This is a genomic window from Kosakonia radicincitans DSM 16656 (assembly GCF_000280495.2).
In the GTDB taxonomy this organism is placed as follows: domain Bacteria; phylum Pseudomonadota; class Gammaproteobacteria; order Enterobacterales; family Enterobacteriaceae; genus Kosakonia; species Kosakonia radicincitans.
On sequence record NZ_CP018016.1, the window covers coordinates 2974038 to 2990237 of the forward strand.

The 16200-nt window shown below is 52.7% G+C and carries 15 protein-coding genes; 5 read left to right on the top strand and 10 right to left on the bottom strand.

What is annotated here, in order from left to right; genetic code table 11:
* Positions 1-99 precede the first annotated feature (99 nt).
* Positions 100-195 carry a protein MgtS gene (mgtS, locus tag Y71_RS30040; RefSeq protein ID WP_035885781.1) on the top strand — a complete coding sequence of 32 codons (96 nt, stop codon included), beginning with the start codon at positions 100-102 and terminating at the stop codon, positions 193-195.
* Between the two features lie 675 nt (positions 196-870).
* On the opposite strand, the gene Y71_RS14250 is transcribed toward mgtS, so the two are convergent.
* A complete protein-coding gene (locus tag Y71_RS14250) occupies positions 871-1089 on the bottom strand; it encodes a hypothetical protein (RefSeq protein WP_007374905.1) in 219 nt (72 codons plus the stop codon).
* A 446-nt stretch (positions 1090-1535) separates the two neighbouring features.
* The gene (gene dcp, locus Y71_RS14255) at positions 1536-3581 is read right to left on the bottom strand and encodes a peptidyl-dipeptidase Dcp (protein WP_007374904.1); all 2046 of its coding nucleotides are present in this window, start codon (positions 3579-3581) and stop codon (positions 1536-1538) included.
* Positions 3582-3769: 188 nt separating this feature from the next.
* On the opposite strand from dcp, the gene ydfG reads away from it, so the two are divergent.
* Positions 3770-4519 carry a bifunctional NADP-dependent 3-hydroxy acid dehydrogenase/3-hydroxypropionate dehydrogenase YdfG gene (ydfG, locus tag Y71_RS14260; RefSeq protein ID WP_007374903.1) on the top strand — a complete coding sequence of 250 codons (750 nt, stop codon included), beginning with the start codon at positions 3770-3772 and terminating at the stop codon, positions 4517-4519.
* 89 nt (positions 4520-4608) lie between these two features.
* A complete protein-coding gene (locus Y71_RS14265) occupies positions 4609-5295 on the top strand; it encodes a GntR family transcriptional regulator (protein WP_007374902.1) in 687 nt (228 codons plus the stop codon).
* Between the two features lie 87 nt (positions 5296-5382).
* On the opposite strand, the gene Y71_RS14270 is transcribed toward Y71_RS14265, so the two are convergent.
* Complete coding sequence (locus tag Y71_RS14270; protein ID WP_354000862.1) at positions 5383-6282, bottom strand: DUF1796 family putative cysteine peptidase; 900 nt, start codon at positions 6280-6282, stop codon at positions 5383-5385.
* Positions 6283-6929: 647 nt separating this feature from the next.
* On the opposite strand from Y71_RS14270, the gene ydfZ reads away from it, so the two are divergent.
* The gene (gene ydfZ, locus Y71_RS14275; RefSeq protein ID WP_007374899.1) at positions 6930-7133 is read left to right on the top strand and encodes a putative selenium delivery protein YdfZ; all 204 of its coding nucleotides are present in this window, start codon (positions 6930-6932) and stop codon (positions 7131-7133) included.
* Between the two features lie 63 nt (positions 7134-7196).
* Here ydfZ and Y71_RS14280 read toward each other — a convergent pair whose 3' ends face one another.
* From Y71_RS14280 to Y71_RS14300, 5 genes are all read right to left on the bottom strand, one after another.
* Positions 7197-8660 carry a mannitol dehydrogenase family protein gene (locus Y71_RS14280; RefSeq protein ID WP_007374898.1) on the bottom strand — a complete coding sequence of 488 codons (1464 nt, stop codon included), beginning with the start codon at positions 8658-8660 and terminating at the stop codon, positions 7197-7199.
* 179 nt (positions 8661-8839) lie between these two features.
* The gene (locus Y71_RS14285) at positions 8840-10213 is read right to left on the bottom strand and encodes an MFS transporter (protein ID WP_035943423.1); all 1374 of its coding nucleotides are present in this window, start codon (positions 10211-10213) and stop codon (positions 8840-8842) included.
* A gap of 56 nt (positions 10214-10269) precedes the next feature.
* A complete protein-coding gene (locus tag Y71_RS14290) occupies positions 10270-11286 on the bottom strand; it encodes a Zn-dependent oxidoreductase (RefSeq protein WP_007374896.1) in 1017 nt (338 codons plus the stop codon).
* Positions 11287-11300: 14 nt separating this feature from the next.
* Positions 11301-12515, bottom strand: a complete 1215-nt coding sequence (gene manD, locus Y71_RS14295) for a D-mannonate dehydratase ManD (protein WP_007374895.1) — start codon at positions 12513-12515, stop codon at positions 11301-11303.
* Positions 12516-12630: 115 nt separating this feature from the next.
* Complete coding sequence (locus Y71_RS14300) at positions 12631-12957, bottom strand: YnfA family protein (RefSeq protein WP_007374894.1); 327 nt, start codon at positions 12955-12957, stop codon at positions 12631-12633.
* A gap of 148 nt (positions 12958-13105) precedes the next feature.
* Between Y71_RS14300 and Y71_RS14305 the strand changes: the two genes are divergently transcribed.
* Positions 13106-13444: a DUF1283 family protein gene (locus tag Y71_RS14305; protein WP_007374893.1), complete on the top strand. Its 339-nt coding sequence runs from the start codon at positions 13106-13108 to the stop codon at positions 13442-13444.
* A gap of 188 nt (positions 13445-13632) precedes the next feature.
* Here Y71_RS14305 and chrA read toward each other — a convergent pair whose 3' ends face one another.
* Complete coding sequence (chrA, locus tag Y71_RS14310; RefSeq protein WP_050998953.1) at positions 13633-14997, bottom strand: chromate efflux transporter; 1365 nt, start codon at positions 14995-14997, stop codon at positions 13633-13635.
* Positions 14998-15273: 276 nt separating this feature from the next.
* Positions 15274-15984: a YnfC family lipoprotein gene (locus Y71_RS14315; RefSeq protein ID WP_007374890.1), complete on the bottom strand. Its 711-nt coding sequence runs from the start codon at positions 15982-15984 to the stop codon at positions 15274-15276.
* Positions 15985-16200: the final 216 nt, after the last annotated feature.

A 16200-nucleotide genomic window follows, 5' to 3' on the forward strand; every position in this document is an offset into this window, starting at 1 on the left:
ATTCAGGCTTTATTGAGGTTCACCAGGTTATTATCTCTCCATCGCGGCTAAATAATTAAGGTAAGAGAGGCAAGTTGGTTAATTAGATGGAGGTTTAAAATGATGGCAAATATGCATGTCTTTATGGCAGTACTGGGAGTGATTCTTTTTTCCGGATTCCTTGCTGCTTATTTTAGCCACAAATGGGACGACTGATGAACAGCGATAATCCCCCACCGGGAAGGCCCCTTGCGTAAATGCGTGAGGGGCCTTTTTCGTTATGCCCCAAAAAAAACCGCCGTATCGGCGGTCAATGCTTGCATGGATAGTTTTATATTATTCTGCACGTTCACTCAACGGGATGGGTAAACGCCGTGCTGACTACACTAGCAGTTACTGCCTCAATGAAGGTTAAACAAAGCTGAACTGGCGATAAAAAAAGCGCCAGCGAAACGTTTTGCTATTGAAATTATTGAAGATATATCTTTCAGCGCAATAAGAATATGTTAACGTCGAATCACCACTTCACAGACCGGAGGGGTTATTCCCAATCTCAAATTTCAGTGCCCGGTTTGCAGCAGTCAAAAGTTTTTATTCACCACATTCTGCCAGGAGCGGCAACAGCCGCATGGCGCAATTTGCTCAGTATGTGGAACAAGACTGACGGCAAGAACCTGTATATCTACGCCACGCCGCAGACGCTGGCCTAAACCGGTAATGTAAATGGGCCTCGTTGAGGCCCTTTTGATTTTTATATTTTGCATACTGCATGATAATTCAGGTAACTGCACAAACTACCCGCATTTTATTTTCCGCTATTTGCACGAAACGCTAACGTTCAATTCTGGCTGCGACATGGCGTAAAAAAAACCGCCCTCAGGCGGTCGTTAATTAATAAAATTTCCGGATAGCCTGTTCGGTTTCCTGTTGGCTCACCAGATCGGAGAAACGGGCAACCAGGAAGGTCTCGCCATCCAGTTCCCAGGGCTCAATCGGGATTTCGAGAAATGAGCTTTGCTCATTTTTGAATGTGACCGATTTTGCGTTGTCTTCCACGGTCACGTTTTCAACCTTACCACCGGCGCGTATTACCACTACATTTTTGGTCATGTCGGTTACCTCAGTTGCTCAAATTTGATTCGACATTAGCACAGTCACTGTCTGAATGCCTGGGTTATGCCACAGAATGTTAACGTTCAAATCAGGTCCTTTAATTTGGCTTAATGAACGACATAACGCCACGGTAGTAAATGTGAGGTAGCCCACACTTTAACAACTGAGTGGGCTAAAAGCGGCAATTAACGCAGTGAAAAGAGAGGAAAGTAAAAAGCCAGAGGCCCGATGATGCAGGCCTCTGGCTGAGGAGTTTACGGTGATGCCGGGTGCCTCCCGGTGAGTTCGCGCCAGCCCACGAAACCCGCGATACCCCAAAAAGGTTTGACTGGTTGCCCCTCCGCGCAGGGGGATTCATCACCATCTGTTACGGTATTTCTCACGTGGAAACAGGTCAATAACCCTGCGGGTTATGTAACTTTTTAAAGCATTTCCGCCCGTGATTAATCACTTAACCCGCGATTTTTCAGCATCGGCTCGATCTGCGGATCGTGGCCGCGCCATTGCCGATAAAGTTCACCGAGATCGCTACTGTTGCCGCGCGACAAGATGGCTTCGCGGAATCGTTGCCCATTTTCACGGGTTAAACCGCCCTGCTCCACAAACCACTGATAGCCGTCATCGGCCAGCATCTGCGTCCATAAATAGGCGTAATAGCCAGCCGCATAACCGCCACCAAAAATATGCGCGAAATAGCTGCTGCGATAGCGCGGCGGAACAGCCGCCAGATCGAGCCGCTCCTTGCGAATAGCTTCACGTTCAAACTCATCGACATCATTCACCCCGGCGCCATCGGCCAGCGCATGCCAGTTCATGTCGAGCAGCGCCGCGCTCAGCAGTTCCGTCATGTCGTAACCTTTATTGAACTGGGTGGCTTGCAGCATTTTCTCGCGCAGCGCCTCCGGCATCGGCTCGCCGCTCTGATGATGGCGGGCGTAGTGAGCGAAAACCTGCGGCTGGCTGGCCCAGTGCTCATTGATTTGCGAAGGGAATTCAACGAAATCGCGCGGCGTATTGGTGCCGGAAAGCGTGGCGTAACGCTGGCTGGCAAATAGCCCATGCAGCGTGTGGCCAAACTCATGGAACAACGTAATCACTTCATCCCACGTCAGCAACGCCGCCTGCCCTGCGGCCGGTTTCTGGTAGTTACAAACGTTATAGATCACCGGCTGCGTGCCATTCAGCGTCGATTGTTCAACAAAATTGCCCATCCACGCGCCGCCGCTTTTTGAGTCGCGGGCGTAGTAATCGCCGTAAAACAGCGCCAGACCGCGGCCATCAGCATCGAAAATCTCCCACACGCGCACATCCGGATGATAAACCGGAATATCAAAACGCTCGCTGAACCGAATACCAAACAGCTCGCTCGCTGCCCAGAACACCCCGTCCGTGAGCACAGAGTTCAGGGCGAAATAGGGTTTTATTTGCGATTCATCCAGCGCATATTTCGCCAGACGAACCTGCTCGGCATAGAACGCCCAGTCCCAGGCCTGCGCGGTAAAGCCGCCCTGCTGGGTGTCAATCATCTGCTGAATGTCAGCCAGTTCCCGCTCGGCGCGCGCGCGCGCGGCAGGCGCGATATCGCGCATAAATGTCAGTGCAGCCTGCGGCGTACCGGCCATCTGATCGGCGATCTTCCAGCTGGCGAAATCGTTAAAACCCAGCAGTTTCGCCTGCTGCGCGCGAAGCTGCACCAGACGCAGCACTATCGCGCGGGTATCATTGGCATCCCTTCGCTGTGTGCGCAGCCAACTGGCGGTAAACAGATTTTCGCGGGTCTGGCGATCGCGCAGCGCAGCGAGCGCCGGTTGCTGGGTGGTATTGAGCAGAGAGAGCAGCCAGCGGTTTTCCAGCCCTTTCGCCTTCGCCGCTTCGGCGGCCGAGGCGATCTCTTCGGCACTTAAGCCATCAAGTTGATGGACATAATCCACCACCAGCCCGCCCGCTTTATCTGCGGCCAGCAAACGCTGGTTAAACTGGCTGGTCAGCGCCGCCGCTTCGGTATTCAGCGCTTTCAGCGTCGTTTTATCTTCTGCGCTCAGCGTCGCGCCTGCGAGGACAAACTTCTGATACGTCGTTTCGACAAGGCGCAACGATTCTGCATCCAGCCCCAGCGCTTCACGCTGATGCCATACGCTTTCCACGCGGGCAAACAACGCATCATCAAGGTAAATATCGTTTGCCAGTTCCGCCAGCTCCGTGGAAAACGCCTCATCAAGTTGCTGTAAAAAATCGTTGGTATGCGCGGAAGTCATGGCGAAAAAGACGCTGGTCACCTGATTTAGCAGGTGGCCGCTCTGCTCCAGCGCCAGCAGCGTATTGTCAAAATCGGCGGCAGCCGGGTTCGCCGTAATGGCGGCGATCTCCGCGCGCTTTTGCCGTACGCCTTCGTCAAACGCCGGGCGATAGTGTTCATCAGTAATCACATCAAACGGTGGCGCCTGATACGGCAGCGGGCTTGCAGAGAAAAAGGGATTGGTAACCGACATGTTTCGCTCCTGAACACAGTGAATCTTTTCAGAGTAGGCATCCGCTGCGCGCATCGCAATCATTTCTCTCTCTGTTGCCGCACAAGCGTGCGTTTTTTGCCACACTGTAAGGCGGGATAACTTGTGTTACCGCAAACATGCGGTCATGCTAGGGTTCAACACCACAAAAAGCGTTGAGGAACAGTGAGATGATTATTCTGGTTACCGGGGCAACGGCAGGTTTTGGCGAAGGTATCACACGCCGTTTTATTCAGAACGGCCACAAAGTGATCGCCACAGGTCGCCGTCAGGAACGTTTACAGGAGCTGAAAGACGAGCTGGGGGATAACCTCTACATCGCGCAACTGGACGTTCGCAACCGTGCGGCAATTGACGAGTTGATGGCTTCCTTGCCAGCACAGTGGCGAGACATTGATGTGCTGGTCAACAATGCCGGTCTGGCGCTGGGCCTTGAGCCCGCTCATAAAGCCAGCGTTGATGACTGGGAAACGATGATCGACACCAATAACAAAGGCCTGGTTTATATGACCCGCGCGGTACTGCCGGGCATGGTGGAACGTAATCGCGGCCATATCATCAATATCGGTTCAACGGCGGGGAGCTGGCCGTATGCAGGTGGCAACGTCTACGGCGCGAGCAAAGCGTTTGTGCGTCAGTTCAGCCTTAACCTGCGTACCGATCTGAGCGGTACGGCAGTGCGGGTGACCAATATTGAGCCAGGTCTGGTCGGCGGTACGGAGTTTTCGAATGTGCGCTTTAAAGGCGATGACGCTAAAGCGGGAAAAACCTACGAGAATACCACTGCGCTGACGCCTGAAGATGTGACCGAAGCGGTCTGGTGGGTGGCGACGTTGCCGAAGCATGTCAACATCAACACCCTGGAGATGATGCCGGTAAGCCAGACGTATGCGGGATTAAGCGTTCACCGTCAGGGTTAAATTTCCCACCCGGCCTGCGGGCCGGGTATGGGATGTACCGTAAATAAATGGTATGGTAGCCGGGTTAACCCTTTAAAAAGTAAGAGCGAATGGCCGCTGAAACGCAACTCAACCCTACACAGCCCGTAAATCAACAAATTTACCGCATTCTACGGCGGGATATTGTGCATTGCCTGATCCCACCGGGTACGCCGTTGTCGGAAAAAGAGGTGTCGGTGCGTTTCGACGTTTCGCGCCAGCCGGTGCGTGAAGCCTTTATTAAGCTGGCGGAAAACGGCCTGATCCAGATCCGCCCGCAGCGCGGCAGTTACGTTAACAAAATTTCCATGACGCAGGTGCGTAATGGCTGCTTCGTGCGCCAGGCTATCGAATGCGCCGTCGCCCGCCGCGCCGCCACGCTGATTGATGACAGTGCCTGCTACCAGCTTGAGCAAAACCTCAACCAGCAGCGCACCGCCATCGAGCGCAAGCAACTGAATGATTTTTTCGAGCTGGATGACAATTTCCACCAGAAGCTGGCGCTGATCGCCGATTGCCAGCTGGCATGGGATACCATCGAAAACATCAAAGCCACCATCGACCGCGTACGCTATATGAGCCTTGACCACGTTTCGCCGCCGGAAATGCTGCTGCGCCAGCACATGGATATCTTTTCCGCACTGGAAAAACGTGACCCTGACGCAGTCGACCACGCCATGAGCCTGCACTTGCAGGAGATCAGTGAATCAGTAAAAACCATTCGCCAGGAAAATCGCGACTGGTTCAGCGAGGATTAACGTCCTCGCCGGTCACAGACATCTCGTGGTGAGCCACCCTCACCGGTAGCTCACCGCTCTCCTTTCAGATACCTCTCGCGTTAGCGTTTAAACCGGCATTCCGGTGTCCGTAGCGACCGGCGCCGGCTCACGGCGGGATTCGCCTTTGCTCAGGTTGTACCGATCAACAGTGTCAAACATCTCGGTAAAAAGCGCGTCATCCTTTCGCGCCCAGAACGTATCCTGATCCTCGCCGCCCCAGATCTCATGAGTATGACAGGCGAACTCCAGTAAGCCGGAGTGATGCGGCGTGAAATCGATACGCTTCTGCGTCTCCTGCGGGACAATATTCTGATAGAAAAGCACAACTTCACACTCGCAGCCTTTCGCGTTGTACAACGACAACAGTTCATTCAGATGAGCTCTTAGCAGTGCAAGATCGGAATCCGCCGTGACGCGGTGATGATAAAGGAAGACAAAATTTTTATTTCCTCGCCAGGCGAGCTGACGCTCAATACGCCGTTTGAATGTCTGCTTGTCAGCGGAAATGCTGAGGGGATCGTGATGGGTGAATTCAAATCCCAGCATATGTCTTTCACTGTACTGGCCAACGCAATGCTTATAGTAGGTGGAGCGTACAACAGAGTGGTCGCCATCAGGAAAATGTTGCAGATGCGTTTTGTCCAGTAAATTCTGGTAATTATCTTTTTCCATCTGAAGAATATATTCTATATTAGATCGCCCGGAGGAAAAAATAGAACTGAACGATTTCCTGTTGTGCCGACGAAGGATATCATCAGGCAGGCAATTTTCTCCAAGGGAAATCCAGTACACATCCGAATCACCGCTATGACGATATTTCCATTTCTTGCGCAGATGCGTAATTGTGCGTTTAAGCGACTTAAGATGATTTCTCACCTGTTGCTTGACAACCTCACTTTTCATTATGCCATCCCCATTCCGTATCGTTATAACACCATTAAAATGAAGCGATAAAACATCTCGCATTCATTAAAATCACCATCAAGATCAATGAGTTAAAATAAAACTATCTTATAAAAGACGTTCATACTCTTCGCCTGTTTGTTAATAAACAGACGACATTAAATGAAATAATTTCAATTCGTGATAATTCCAGATATATCTTTATTCTGTTGTTACTTACAGTAAGTTCAGTACAGAATAGCCAGCGATAAATTATGCTGTCGACCTTCATCACTTGCCGACAAAAACCAGGCTTCCCGCACTCTTCTGTCGCTTCATTTTTATTTAAAAACGATCGCCATATTTTATTCAAAAGAAACCCGGCGCAGGATTCCACTGCGCTAAAAATAGAAAACGCGAAACAGTCTCTAACATATCGTTACAGAGTGTACGCGTTATCGCGCGGCAGGTAATAATCAGGAAAATCTTAAAAGCTTTTTATCATTAATGAATGAAAATAGAAGCGGGGAAATAAACGCGCGGTTTTTACCTATATCCGGTTGATTTAAGGTGTTTGTCATTGCGTGATGCCAAACATTTTTTCAGCAAAAAAGTGTGATGTTGATCAAAAACAAAAACTTGTCATCTCAGAAGCGTATTTATAAGGCGTCCGTAGCGGGGACATCTTCTGCCCCGTTTCGTTTTTTGGATATCAACAAGGAGAAACCACCATGGTGACTTATGATCGTAACCGTAATGCGATTACTACCGGCAGCCGCGTAATGATTAATGGCACGGGCCGTACCGGCAAAATCATTGCGATTCACGCAGCCGGGCTGGACGCCGCACAACTGCGCCGCAGTAAAACGGTAGAAGTGGAAGGTTGTGAAGGTAAATTCGAACCGGTTGAACTGATCCGTCTTGGTCTGCACTAAATGGTGAAAATGCCCGTATAACGGCAAAAAAGAATGCCGCCCCGGCGGCATTCTTTCGACGATTTACAGCGCAGCGGCGTATTCTGCCACCGTCGCTTTCGCCCCTTTCTCCAGCAGTGAACGATACGCATTCTGTACCTGCGCCACAAAAGCCGCTTCTTTCGGCAGTTCGTTGCCAAAAATCGCTTCGATGCCCAGCAGAGCCTGCACGCGCGCTTCACCTTCCGCGCTTGCGTTAACGGCGCCCTGAATCACCGTCAGCAGCGGATCGCACACTTCGATCGCCTGACCTTGTTCATCAATACCGCCGACGTAGCGCATCCAGCCCGCCACACCCAGCGCCAGCAGTGCAAAGGAATCCTGATGCGCTAAATGCCAACGTACGGAATCGAGCATACGCTGCGGTAATTTCTGGCTACCGTCCATCGCGATCTGCCAGGTACGGTGGCGCAGCGCAGTGTTGCTGTAACGCGCAATCAACAGATCGGCGTAACGCGCAAGGTCAACGCCCTTCACTTTCAGCGTTGGTGCCTGCTCTTTCAGCATCAGCGCGTGCGCCGCACGGCGATAGTTATCGTCGTCCATGCATTCGTTGATGTGCTGATAACCGGCCAGGTAGCCCAGATAAGCGAGGAAGGAGTGGCTGCCGTTCAGCATACGCAGTTTCATCTCTTCAAACGGCACGACGTCGGCAACCAGTTCGGCGCCCGCTTTTTCCCATGCCGGACGCCCCGCGACAAAGTTATCTTCAATCACCCACTGGCGGAACGGTTCGCAGGCCACACCGGCCGGATCGCGCACGCCGGTAAGCTGTTCGATTTTATCCAGCGTTTCAGCCGTTACCGCCGGAACAATACGGTCCACCATGGTCGACGGGAACGTCACGTTGGCGTCAATCCAATCTGCCAGCTCCGCATTCACTGCACGGGCATAAGCGCACACCACATTGCGGGTAACGTGGCCGTTTTCCGGCATGTTATCGCAGGACATCACACTGAATGCCGCCAGCCCTGCCGCTTTGCGACGCGCCAGCGCTTCCACCACCACGCCAGCTGCGGATTTCGGCTGCTGCGGGTTTTGCAGGTCGCCAACGATTAACGGATGATCGAGCATCAGTTCGCCGGTCGCCGGTGAGTGGCAATACCCTTTTTCGGTAATGGTCAGCGAGACAATCGCCACCTGCGGCTCGCACATGGCGGCCAGCACAGTTTCCAGGCCATCAACCTGCGCGTGAAGAGCGCGTTTCACCGCGCCAACCACCCGCGCTGTCCACGCGTCGGCAGACATTTCCGCCACGGTGTACAAATTATCCTGCTGTTTGAGGTCGGCAATCTGCTGCTCACCGCCAATCAGATTGACTTCGCAATAACCCCAGTCGCTGCCATGCTCTGCAGCCAGAATATCCGCATACACCGACTGGTGAGCACGGTGAAAAGCGCCAAACCCCAAATGCACAATGCGTGGAACCAGTTTGTTACGATCGTAAGTAGGTAACGTGGCTTTCGCCTTTAATAGCCTGTTTTCCATGGTGGGACTCATCTTATTAAGTGAAACAGTGGTTCAATAGATTACGGGCTGTCGCAAATCAGACGTTGATTTACGACAGCATTTGCGGACTACACTAACTAGAATGGTAACCAAATGTGTCAAAATCCCTTTAAATTACCCCTGGCTCAGCGTTCACTTCCGGTAATCGATAAGGCGTTTCAGATATAGTTACGGTTTCCCACCGGTTGAGTCACAGCACGCGGTTCAGCCGCGTCTTGCAGAATATTCAAATCGCGATCGCGCACTTCCGGCATCAGTACGGCGGAGAGCAAACCAATCAGCGAGTAGGCCACCAGCATAACGACTATCGGCCACCAGGAGCCGGTCATATTGCAGAAGATCCCTGCCAGTACTGGCCCGAATCCGACAGCCACCAGCCCACCTGCCTCTTTCGAAATGGCCATCCGCGTGAAGCGGTTACGTGAGCCAAACATCTCCGCCATGGTGATGTTTTCCAGCGCGAATAACCCGAGCACGGCAACGTTATGAATGACGATGATCGACAGCATAATCACGCCAGGGTTGTAGCTCTTATCGACGATGATCGCCATCATCGGGTACGCGAGAATGATCGCCGAAATACACAGGCAGATATAGGGTAAACGGCGCCCCACTTTGTCGGACAGCCAGCCCAAAAACGGAATGGTAAGAAAGCCAACAATCGAACTGATCATCAGGGCATCGGTCGGAATGCGTTTTTCGAACAGCAGGGTTTGTACCAGGTAACCCGCGAGGAAAGTCTGGATTAACCCGGAGTTACCGGCCTGACCAAAGCGCAAACCGGTCGCCAGCCAGAAAGTTTTGCTGCTGAACATCGCGCCCAGCCCCATTTCCGCAATTTGGCTTTTCGGCGCATGTGCGCCTTCGTGCACCTTCTCAAAGACCGGGCTTTCTTTCAGGTTCAAACGCAACCAGATGGCGAAAATCATCACTACCACACTGGCGATAAACGGCACCCGCCAGCCCCAGGCCAGCAATGCTTCGCGATCCAGCGCGAAGAACATTACCGCCCAGATCGCCGTTGCGCTCAGCGTGCCGCAGTTGGTCCCCATCGCGACCAGTGAAGAGATAATGCCGCGTTTCCCTTTCGGCGCATATTCCGCCAGCATGGTTCCGGCACCGGATATTTCCGCGCCTGCGCCAAGGCCCTGAATAATGCGCAGTGTTACCAGCAGTACCGGCGCAAAAATACCGATCTGCGCATAGGTCGGTAACACGCCAATCAAAGTGGTACAAATACCCATCATCGTAATGGTGATGAACAATACTTTTTTGCGGCCGATACGATCGCCCATTTTACCGAAGATAAACGCGCCGATAATGCGCGCCACATAACCCGCTCCGTAGGTTCCCATCGCGAGGATCAGCGCCATTGCCGCTGATTGCTCCGGGAAGAAGATCTCATGAAAAACCAGCGCCGCACCCAGCGAGTAAAGCTGGAAATCCATAAACTCAAGCGCGGTACCCAGCCAGCCGGAAACCGCGGCTTTCACCAGATCTGAGGTTGTTCTTTCAGCGTTAACTTGCGTCATAATGGCTATCTCGAAAAAGAAGTATGCGTACCGCTCAACCGCATTTTTCGTTGTAATTAATTGAACGTTAATAAGACCTTACAGCAGTGCCGCTGATCTTTTTCAAACAGTTCAATCGCATCTGTGACATGTTGATAGTCAAATTTATGCGTCACTAACTTCGTCGGATCGATCAGGGCGCGAGCCAGCCAGTCGATCACCACCGGGAATTTGCCCGCGTTAAGACGCGAAGAGAAAATAGACAACTCTTTACCTGTGATGCCCTGCTGGATTATCTGGCTGGGTTCGCTGGAAAATCCCATGATCACAATACGCGCGGCCGGAGAGGCCAGCGCAATCGCCTCCTGTAGAATGGATGGATGACACGCCGCATCAACAATCAGGGTCGGTTTAATGCCCTGCTCTGCCAGCGCTTCCGCCAACGGTTGCTGGCTGTTGTTAATCACCCAGTCCGCGCCATTGCGCTGCGCCATTGCCAGACGCTCTTCAATACGATCGGCAACAATCACCTGCTGCACGTTGTAGACATTTTTCAGCGCCTGCAGCGTGGTTAACCCCATCGGCCCGGCACCATAGATCAGCACAATGTCTCTCTCCGTTGGTTGCACCTGGCCTGTGACGTTAGCCGCGATGGTAAACGGCTCGATCATTACCGCATTCTCATCCGGGATTGCCGCCGGAACAGCCCACGCGTTACGTGCCGGTACAGTGGCGTATTCGCTAAAACCGCCATCGCGATGCACGCCCAGCACTACCAGTTCGTTGCAGACGTTCGGTTTGCCAACGGAGCACGGATAGCAATGGCCGCAGCTGATCACCGGATCAACAACCACGCGTTCGCCCAGCCTTTCCGCCGATACACCTTCACCGACGGCATCAATCAGACCGTAGAATTCATGGCCGATAACGCGCGGGTATTTGGCGAACGGGTTGTGCCCGCGATAGATGTGGCTGTCGGAGCCGCAGATCCCGGCGAGTTTGACCTTAACGCGCACCTCACCGGCTGCGGGTTGCGGCAAAGGGCGTTCAGCGAGCGTTAATTGGTTGGGCTGTTCAATCACCACACTTTTCATTTTGCTTTCCTCTGTTACCAGTTCCACAACGTGCCATCTTCCAGCCGCGCGACCGGCAGATACGCGGGATCGTAGGGGTATTTCGCCGCCAGTTTTTCGTCAAAGCCGATGCCCAGACCGGGTTGATCGCCAGGATGCATATAGCCTTGCTCAAAGCGCCAACTGTGCGGGAAAACTTCCAGCATCTGTTCGGAGTAACCCATATATTCCTGCACACCAAAGTTGGGCACCCACAGATCAAAATGGAGGGCTGCCGCATGGCAAATGGGTGAAAGATCTGACGGGCCGTGCGAGCCAGTACGTACCTGATACAGCGAGGCGAAATCCGCAATGCGCCGCATACCCGTAATGCCACCGGCATGAGTGATCGTGGTGCGGATATAGTCGATCAGCTGTTCTTCAATCAGTTGTTTGCAATCCCAGAGACTGTTGAACACTTCGCCAACGGCAATAGGGGTAACGGTGTGTTGGCGGATCAAGCGGAAGCACGCCTGATTTTCTGCCGGGGTGGGATCTTCCATCCAGAACAGGCGAAAAGGTTCGATGCTTTTACCAAAACGCGCGGCTTCAATTGGCGTCAGACGGTGGTGCATGTCATGCAGCAGATGTTCGTCGAAACCAAATTGACTGCGCACGGCGTCAAACAGTTTCGGGGTGAAATCGAGGTATTTTTCCGTCGACCAGAGCTGCTCTTCCGGCCACTGGCCTTTGGTGGCCGGTTCATACGCCTGGCCTTTGCCTTTTGCCATGCCGTAGGTGGTTTTCATTCCCGGCACGCCGCACTGCACGCGGATGGCTTTAAACCCCATCTCTTTATGCCGCGCGTAATCTTCCAGCACCTCATCAATGGTGTGGCCGGTGGTGTGGCAATAAACCATCACCCCTTCACGGGAAGCGCCACCAAGCAACTGGTAGAGCGGCATATTGGCGGCTTTGGCTTTAATATCCCACAGCGCCATATCAATGGCGGAGATAGCCGACATGGTCACCGGACCGCGCCGCCAGTAAGCGCCTTTGTAGAAAAACTGCCAGATATCTTCAATGCGCTGCGCGTCACGGCCAATAAGTTGCGGGCACAAATGATCTTTCAGGTAGGAAGCAACGGAGAGTTCGCGGCCATTCAGCGTGGCGTCACCAAGGCCGACGATCCCCTCTTCGGTGGTGATTTTTAATGTGACAAAGTTGCGCCCCGGGCAGGTAACAAAGACATCAGCGCCAGTGATTTTCATGCGGGTTTCCTTGCATCGACGTAATGTGATGCGGAAAACTTACGCAATCAGGCAACTACCATACAAGTATAATGATCAAGAAATACGCAATCGATCACAAAATATTAACGATTAGTTAAGTACGTCCCCATCCGGCGACAATGATTAACATACCGCATATCGCGACAACGGCACCCAGCCAGTCATAAAGACTCAGCTTCACGCCATCCACCACGCGCAGCCAGATAAGCGCCGTGCAAACATACACTCCGCCGTAAGCCGCATAAACGCGCCCGCTGGCCGCCGGATGCAGTGTTAACAGCCAGACAAACAACGCCAACGCCAGTGCCGCAGGCACCAGCAGAAACGGCGTCGCGCCGCGTTTTAACCACAGCCAGGGCAGGAAGCAACCAAGGATTTCACACAGTGCGGTAGCAAAAAAAAGCAGCGTTGTTTTGAGCATTTCTGGCACTATTATTCAGGATTGGTTGAACCATCATACCCGATAATGTTCTGAGAGTGAGCGCCGCCCCAGTATGCTGGCAGCCTGAGATCGCATAGAATAGAGAGATGTGGGCTACCCGTTTCTCCCTCAATTTAAGGATATCGCAATGACAACTACACTTAGCAAACGCCTGTGCCTGACCGCAATGCTGACGCTGGGTGCCATCGTGTACACCACCTCCGCAATGGCAGAAACCAACCGTCTGATTATCGAATCGGGCGACAATGCACAAACCCGTCAATCTGCGGAGATGGAAAAAGAGCAATGGAATGACACCCGTACGTTGCGTCATAAAGTGAACAAACGCGTTGAAAAAGAGTGGGATAAAACCGACGTGGCGTTTGACGCACAGGATAACTGCCAGAAAAGCAGCAACTTTAACGCGTACTGGGAACCCAATACCCAGCGCTGCCTCGATCGTCGTACCGGTCGTCAAATTCAGTAATTTCACCGGGCGCGCACCGCGCCCGCTTTCTGCCTGCAGAAAAACTTAAGTGACGCAGCTATACCGCTCAGCTTCATCCTCCCCTGCGCTTCGCCCACCGCCTGATAACTTTTCGTAGGCCCTACCTGGGGTACGGATGAGGCTCACGCGAAACCGGATATCAGGCAAAACCCTTGCCAGTTCTCATATTATGAAAGAAACAGCAGGTGAAGAGTCAGTCCCGCAACCGCGCAACCGGCGATGACATGCGTTACTTTTGCTTTAAAGCGAAACAGAGCAATTGCCGCAGCCAGCGCAATCAGGGCCGCCGCCCAGTCGAGGTTGCCAGCAAACCCTTTCGGCCATAGCACATGATAACCAAAGAACAGGGCAAGGTTGAGAATGACGCCGACGACGGCCGCTGTTATCGCCGTGAGTGGCGCGGTGAATTTGATATCGTTGTGGGTTGTTTCAATAAAAGGTCCACCAGCAAAAATAAACAAGAAAGAAGGCAGGAAGGTGAACCAGGTAACCAGTATTGCGGCAACCACACCTCCGAGGAAGAAATGATCCGGCCCAAACACGGTATTGGCATATCCGCCGACAAATCCGACAAAGGCGACAACCATAATTAAAGGACCGGGAGTGGTTTCTCCCAACGCCAGACCATCGATCATCTGGGTAGGGGTTAGCCACTGATAATTAACGACTGCCCCCTGATAAATGTAAGGCAGTACGGCGTAAGCCCCACCAAAGGTGAGAAGCGCCGCTTTGGTAAAGAACCAGCCCATTTGCGTTATGGTATGTTCCGGGCCCAGGGTGAGATAAAGCGTCCCCATAGGGAGCACCCACAAAAGAGCGCCAGCAATCACTATCCACATCAACCGTGACCATTTGAAAACGGCATGTTCCGGTGTCGGGGTATCATCATCAATCATGGCGGAGCCATAAGATTTGTCGGTTCCGGCATGCGCGCCGCCACCCTTGAACCTCTCCGGGGAGAAACGCCCGCCGATGAAACCAATGAGCGCGGCCGACAAGACAATAATCGGGAACGGGATATTTAAAGCAAAGATCGCCACAAAAGCGGCTGCGGCAATGGCCCACTGAGTATTGTTGCGTAACGCTCTGGTACCGATGCGATGCGCCGCCTGTACGACAATCGCGGTGATCGCGGGTTTAATGCCATAAAATAACCCCATGACGACAGGCAGGTCGCCCCAGGCGATATAAATCCAGGAAAGCGCGATTAACACCAACAGTGAAGGCAGAACAAACAATGTGCCAGCCACGATACCGCCCCTGCTACGATGCATCAGCCAGCCAATATACGTTGCCAGCTGCTGCGCTTCAGGCCCTGGTAGGACCATGCAGTAGTTCAATGCGTGCAGAAAACGTTGTTCTGAGATCCAGCGTCGGTTTTCCACCAGTTCCTGATGCATGATGGATATTTGCCCTGCCGGGCCGCCAAAACTGATAAACCCCAGCTTCAGCCAGAATAGAAATGCTTCCCGGAAACTGACGTGATGAGGAGTTTCTGTATCGGCCATAGCGAGCGATGGGCTTTTACTCATGGTGTGCTGATCCCATTTGGTAAGTCATTAACAGGCCGTCAAACAGCATAGATGCTGTCTCCAGCAACTTGTCATCGTCCGTAATGTTCTTCAGTGATACGCTCAACGCCAGCCGCCCCTGGGGGCTGAACTCCGCCAGTATCCAGGTAATCAGATTATTTTGAAATAAAACCAGTGATGATTACGCGCCCCTAAACAACTGTCTCAGGGACTCATTGCCATAACGGTCATGAACCGCCTGCCGCCACCGCGCCGTAAGCGCGGCGGGGAACTGCATCAATAATAGGAGATGGTATTTTTGATGCTGTATTTGTGGGTAACCTGCGGGGAAGCGCTCAGATCGACAACCTCCAGCGTGCAGCTCAACGGATTGTCGTGGCTGTCGTAGTCGCAAGCCTGTTTCACGCTGCCGAGCGGCTTGTCATTCAGCGTGCTGAGCGATGTGTAATCGAGTTTTTTCCGTTTGTCTTTGGAAGGCGTCGAGGCCACTGTCAGATGCTCGTCCTTCGAGGTCGTGGATTTGCCCAGCGGGTAACCTTCCTCATCGTAACGGTATTTCACTTCCATCTCTTTCCCGGTCGCCAGCACGACAAAACCGTTGTCATCGGTGTCCCACGTCACGCCCGCCGCCGGAAACTCAGCTAACTGGCATTTACCCTGCAAGCGCAGCCGCTTCTCTTTTGTTTCCGCGTCGAGGTAATAATTGGCATCCAGCACCAGCGCGACGCCGCTGTTGTTCTCCAGATCGTGCAGTTCCAGCGTATCGAAACAGCCCTCTTTCGACATCGTTCCGCTGACGCGTTTTGTTACTTCGCCCTTCTCATTTAACAGCGTCTGGCTGAACTCTTTCACCGGGCCACGCAACGGATCAAAATCGAATTCATTGGAGAAGCTCGCCATCTCTGGCGTAAACGATACCGGTCCCTTCGCGTCATCACATCCGGCGAGCAGTGCTGCCACAGCGATGAGCAATAGCTGTTTTTTCAATGGGTTCACCACATTTTTCTTCTGGATTGCGCTTATCTTAGCAAAATCTTTACATAGTCGGGCAAACACTTATTTGTCTTACGGCCTAAAACCTGCCAACGAATACACGCTGCCCACCAAATTTAGTAGCCGGAGCGGTCATAAAACGGCGGCGGTTATGTGTTCCGCCGCAGATAACGTTACTGCCGCATCAGCGATCGCATCGTCAGATAATTC

Coding starts and splice junctions, on each gene's coding strand:
- Y71_RS14280 (WP_007374898.1), bottom strand. CDS start 8,660: ATGGAAAACAGGCTATTAAAGGCGAAAGCCACGTTACCTACTTACGAT.
- mgtS (WP_035885781.1), top strand. CDS start 100: ATGATGGCAAATATGCATGTCTTTATGGCAGTACTGGGAGTGATTCTT.
- ydfZ (WP_007374899.1), top strand. CDS start 6,930: ATGGTGACTTATGATCGTAACCGTAATGCGATTACTACCGGCAGCCGC.
- dcp (WP_007374904.1), bottom strand. CDS start 3,581: ATGTCGGTTACCAATCCCTTTTTCTCTGCAAGCCCGCTGCCGTATCAG.
- Y71_RS14285 (WP_035943423.1), bottom strand. CDS start 10,213: ATGACGCAAGTTAACGCTGAAAGAACAACCTCAGATCTGGTGAAAGCC.
- Y71_RS14305 (WP_007374893.1), top strand. CDS start 13,106: ATGACAACTACACTTAGCAAACGCCTGTGCCTGACCGCAATGCTGACG.
- Y71_RS14290 (WP_007374896.1), bottom strand. CDS start 11,286: ATGAAAAGTGTGGTGATTGAACAGCCCAACCAATTAACGCTCGCTGAA.
- manD (WP_007374895.1), bottom strand. CDS start 12,515: ATGAAAATCACTGGCGCTGATGTCTTTGTTACCTGCCCGGGGCGCAAC.
- Y71_RS14270 (WP_354000862.1), bottom strand. CDS start 6,282: ATGCGAGATGTTTTATCGCTTCATTTTAATGGTGTTATAACGATACGG.
- chrA (WP_050998953.1), bottom strand. CDS start 14,997: ATGAGTAAAAGCCCATCGCTCGCTATGGCCGATACAGAAACTCCTCAT.
- Y71_RS14300 (WP_007374894.1), bottom strand. CDS start 12,957: ATGCTCAAAACAACGCTGCTTTTTTTTGCTACCGCACTGTGTGAAATC.
- Y71_RS14265 (WP_007374902.1), top strand. CDS start 4,609: ATGGCCGCTGAAACGCAACTCAACCCTACACAGCCCGTAAATCAACAA.
- Y71_RS14250 (WP_007374905.1), bottom strand. CDS start 1,089: ATGACCAAAAATGTAGTGGTAATACGCGCCGGTGGTAAGGTTGAAAAC.
- ydfG (WP_007374903.1), top strand. CDS start 3,770: ATGATTATTCTGGTTACCGGGGCAACGGCAGGTTTTGGCGAAGGTATC.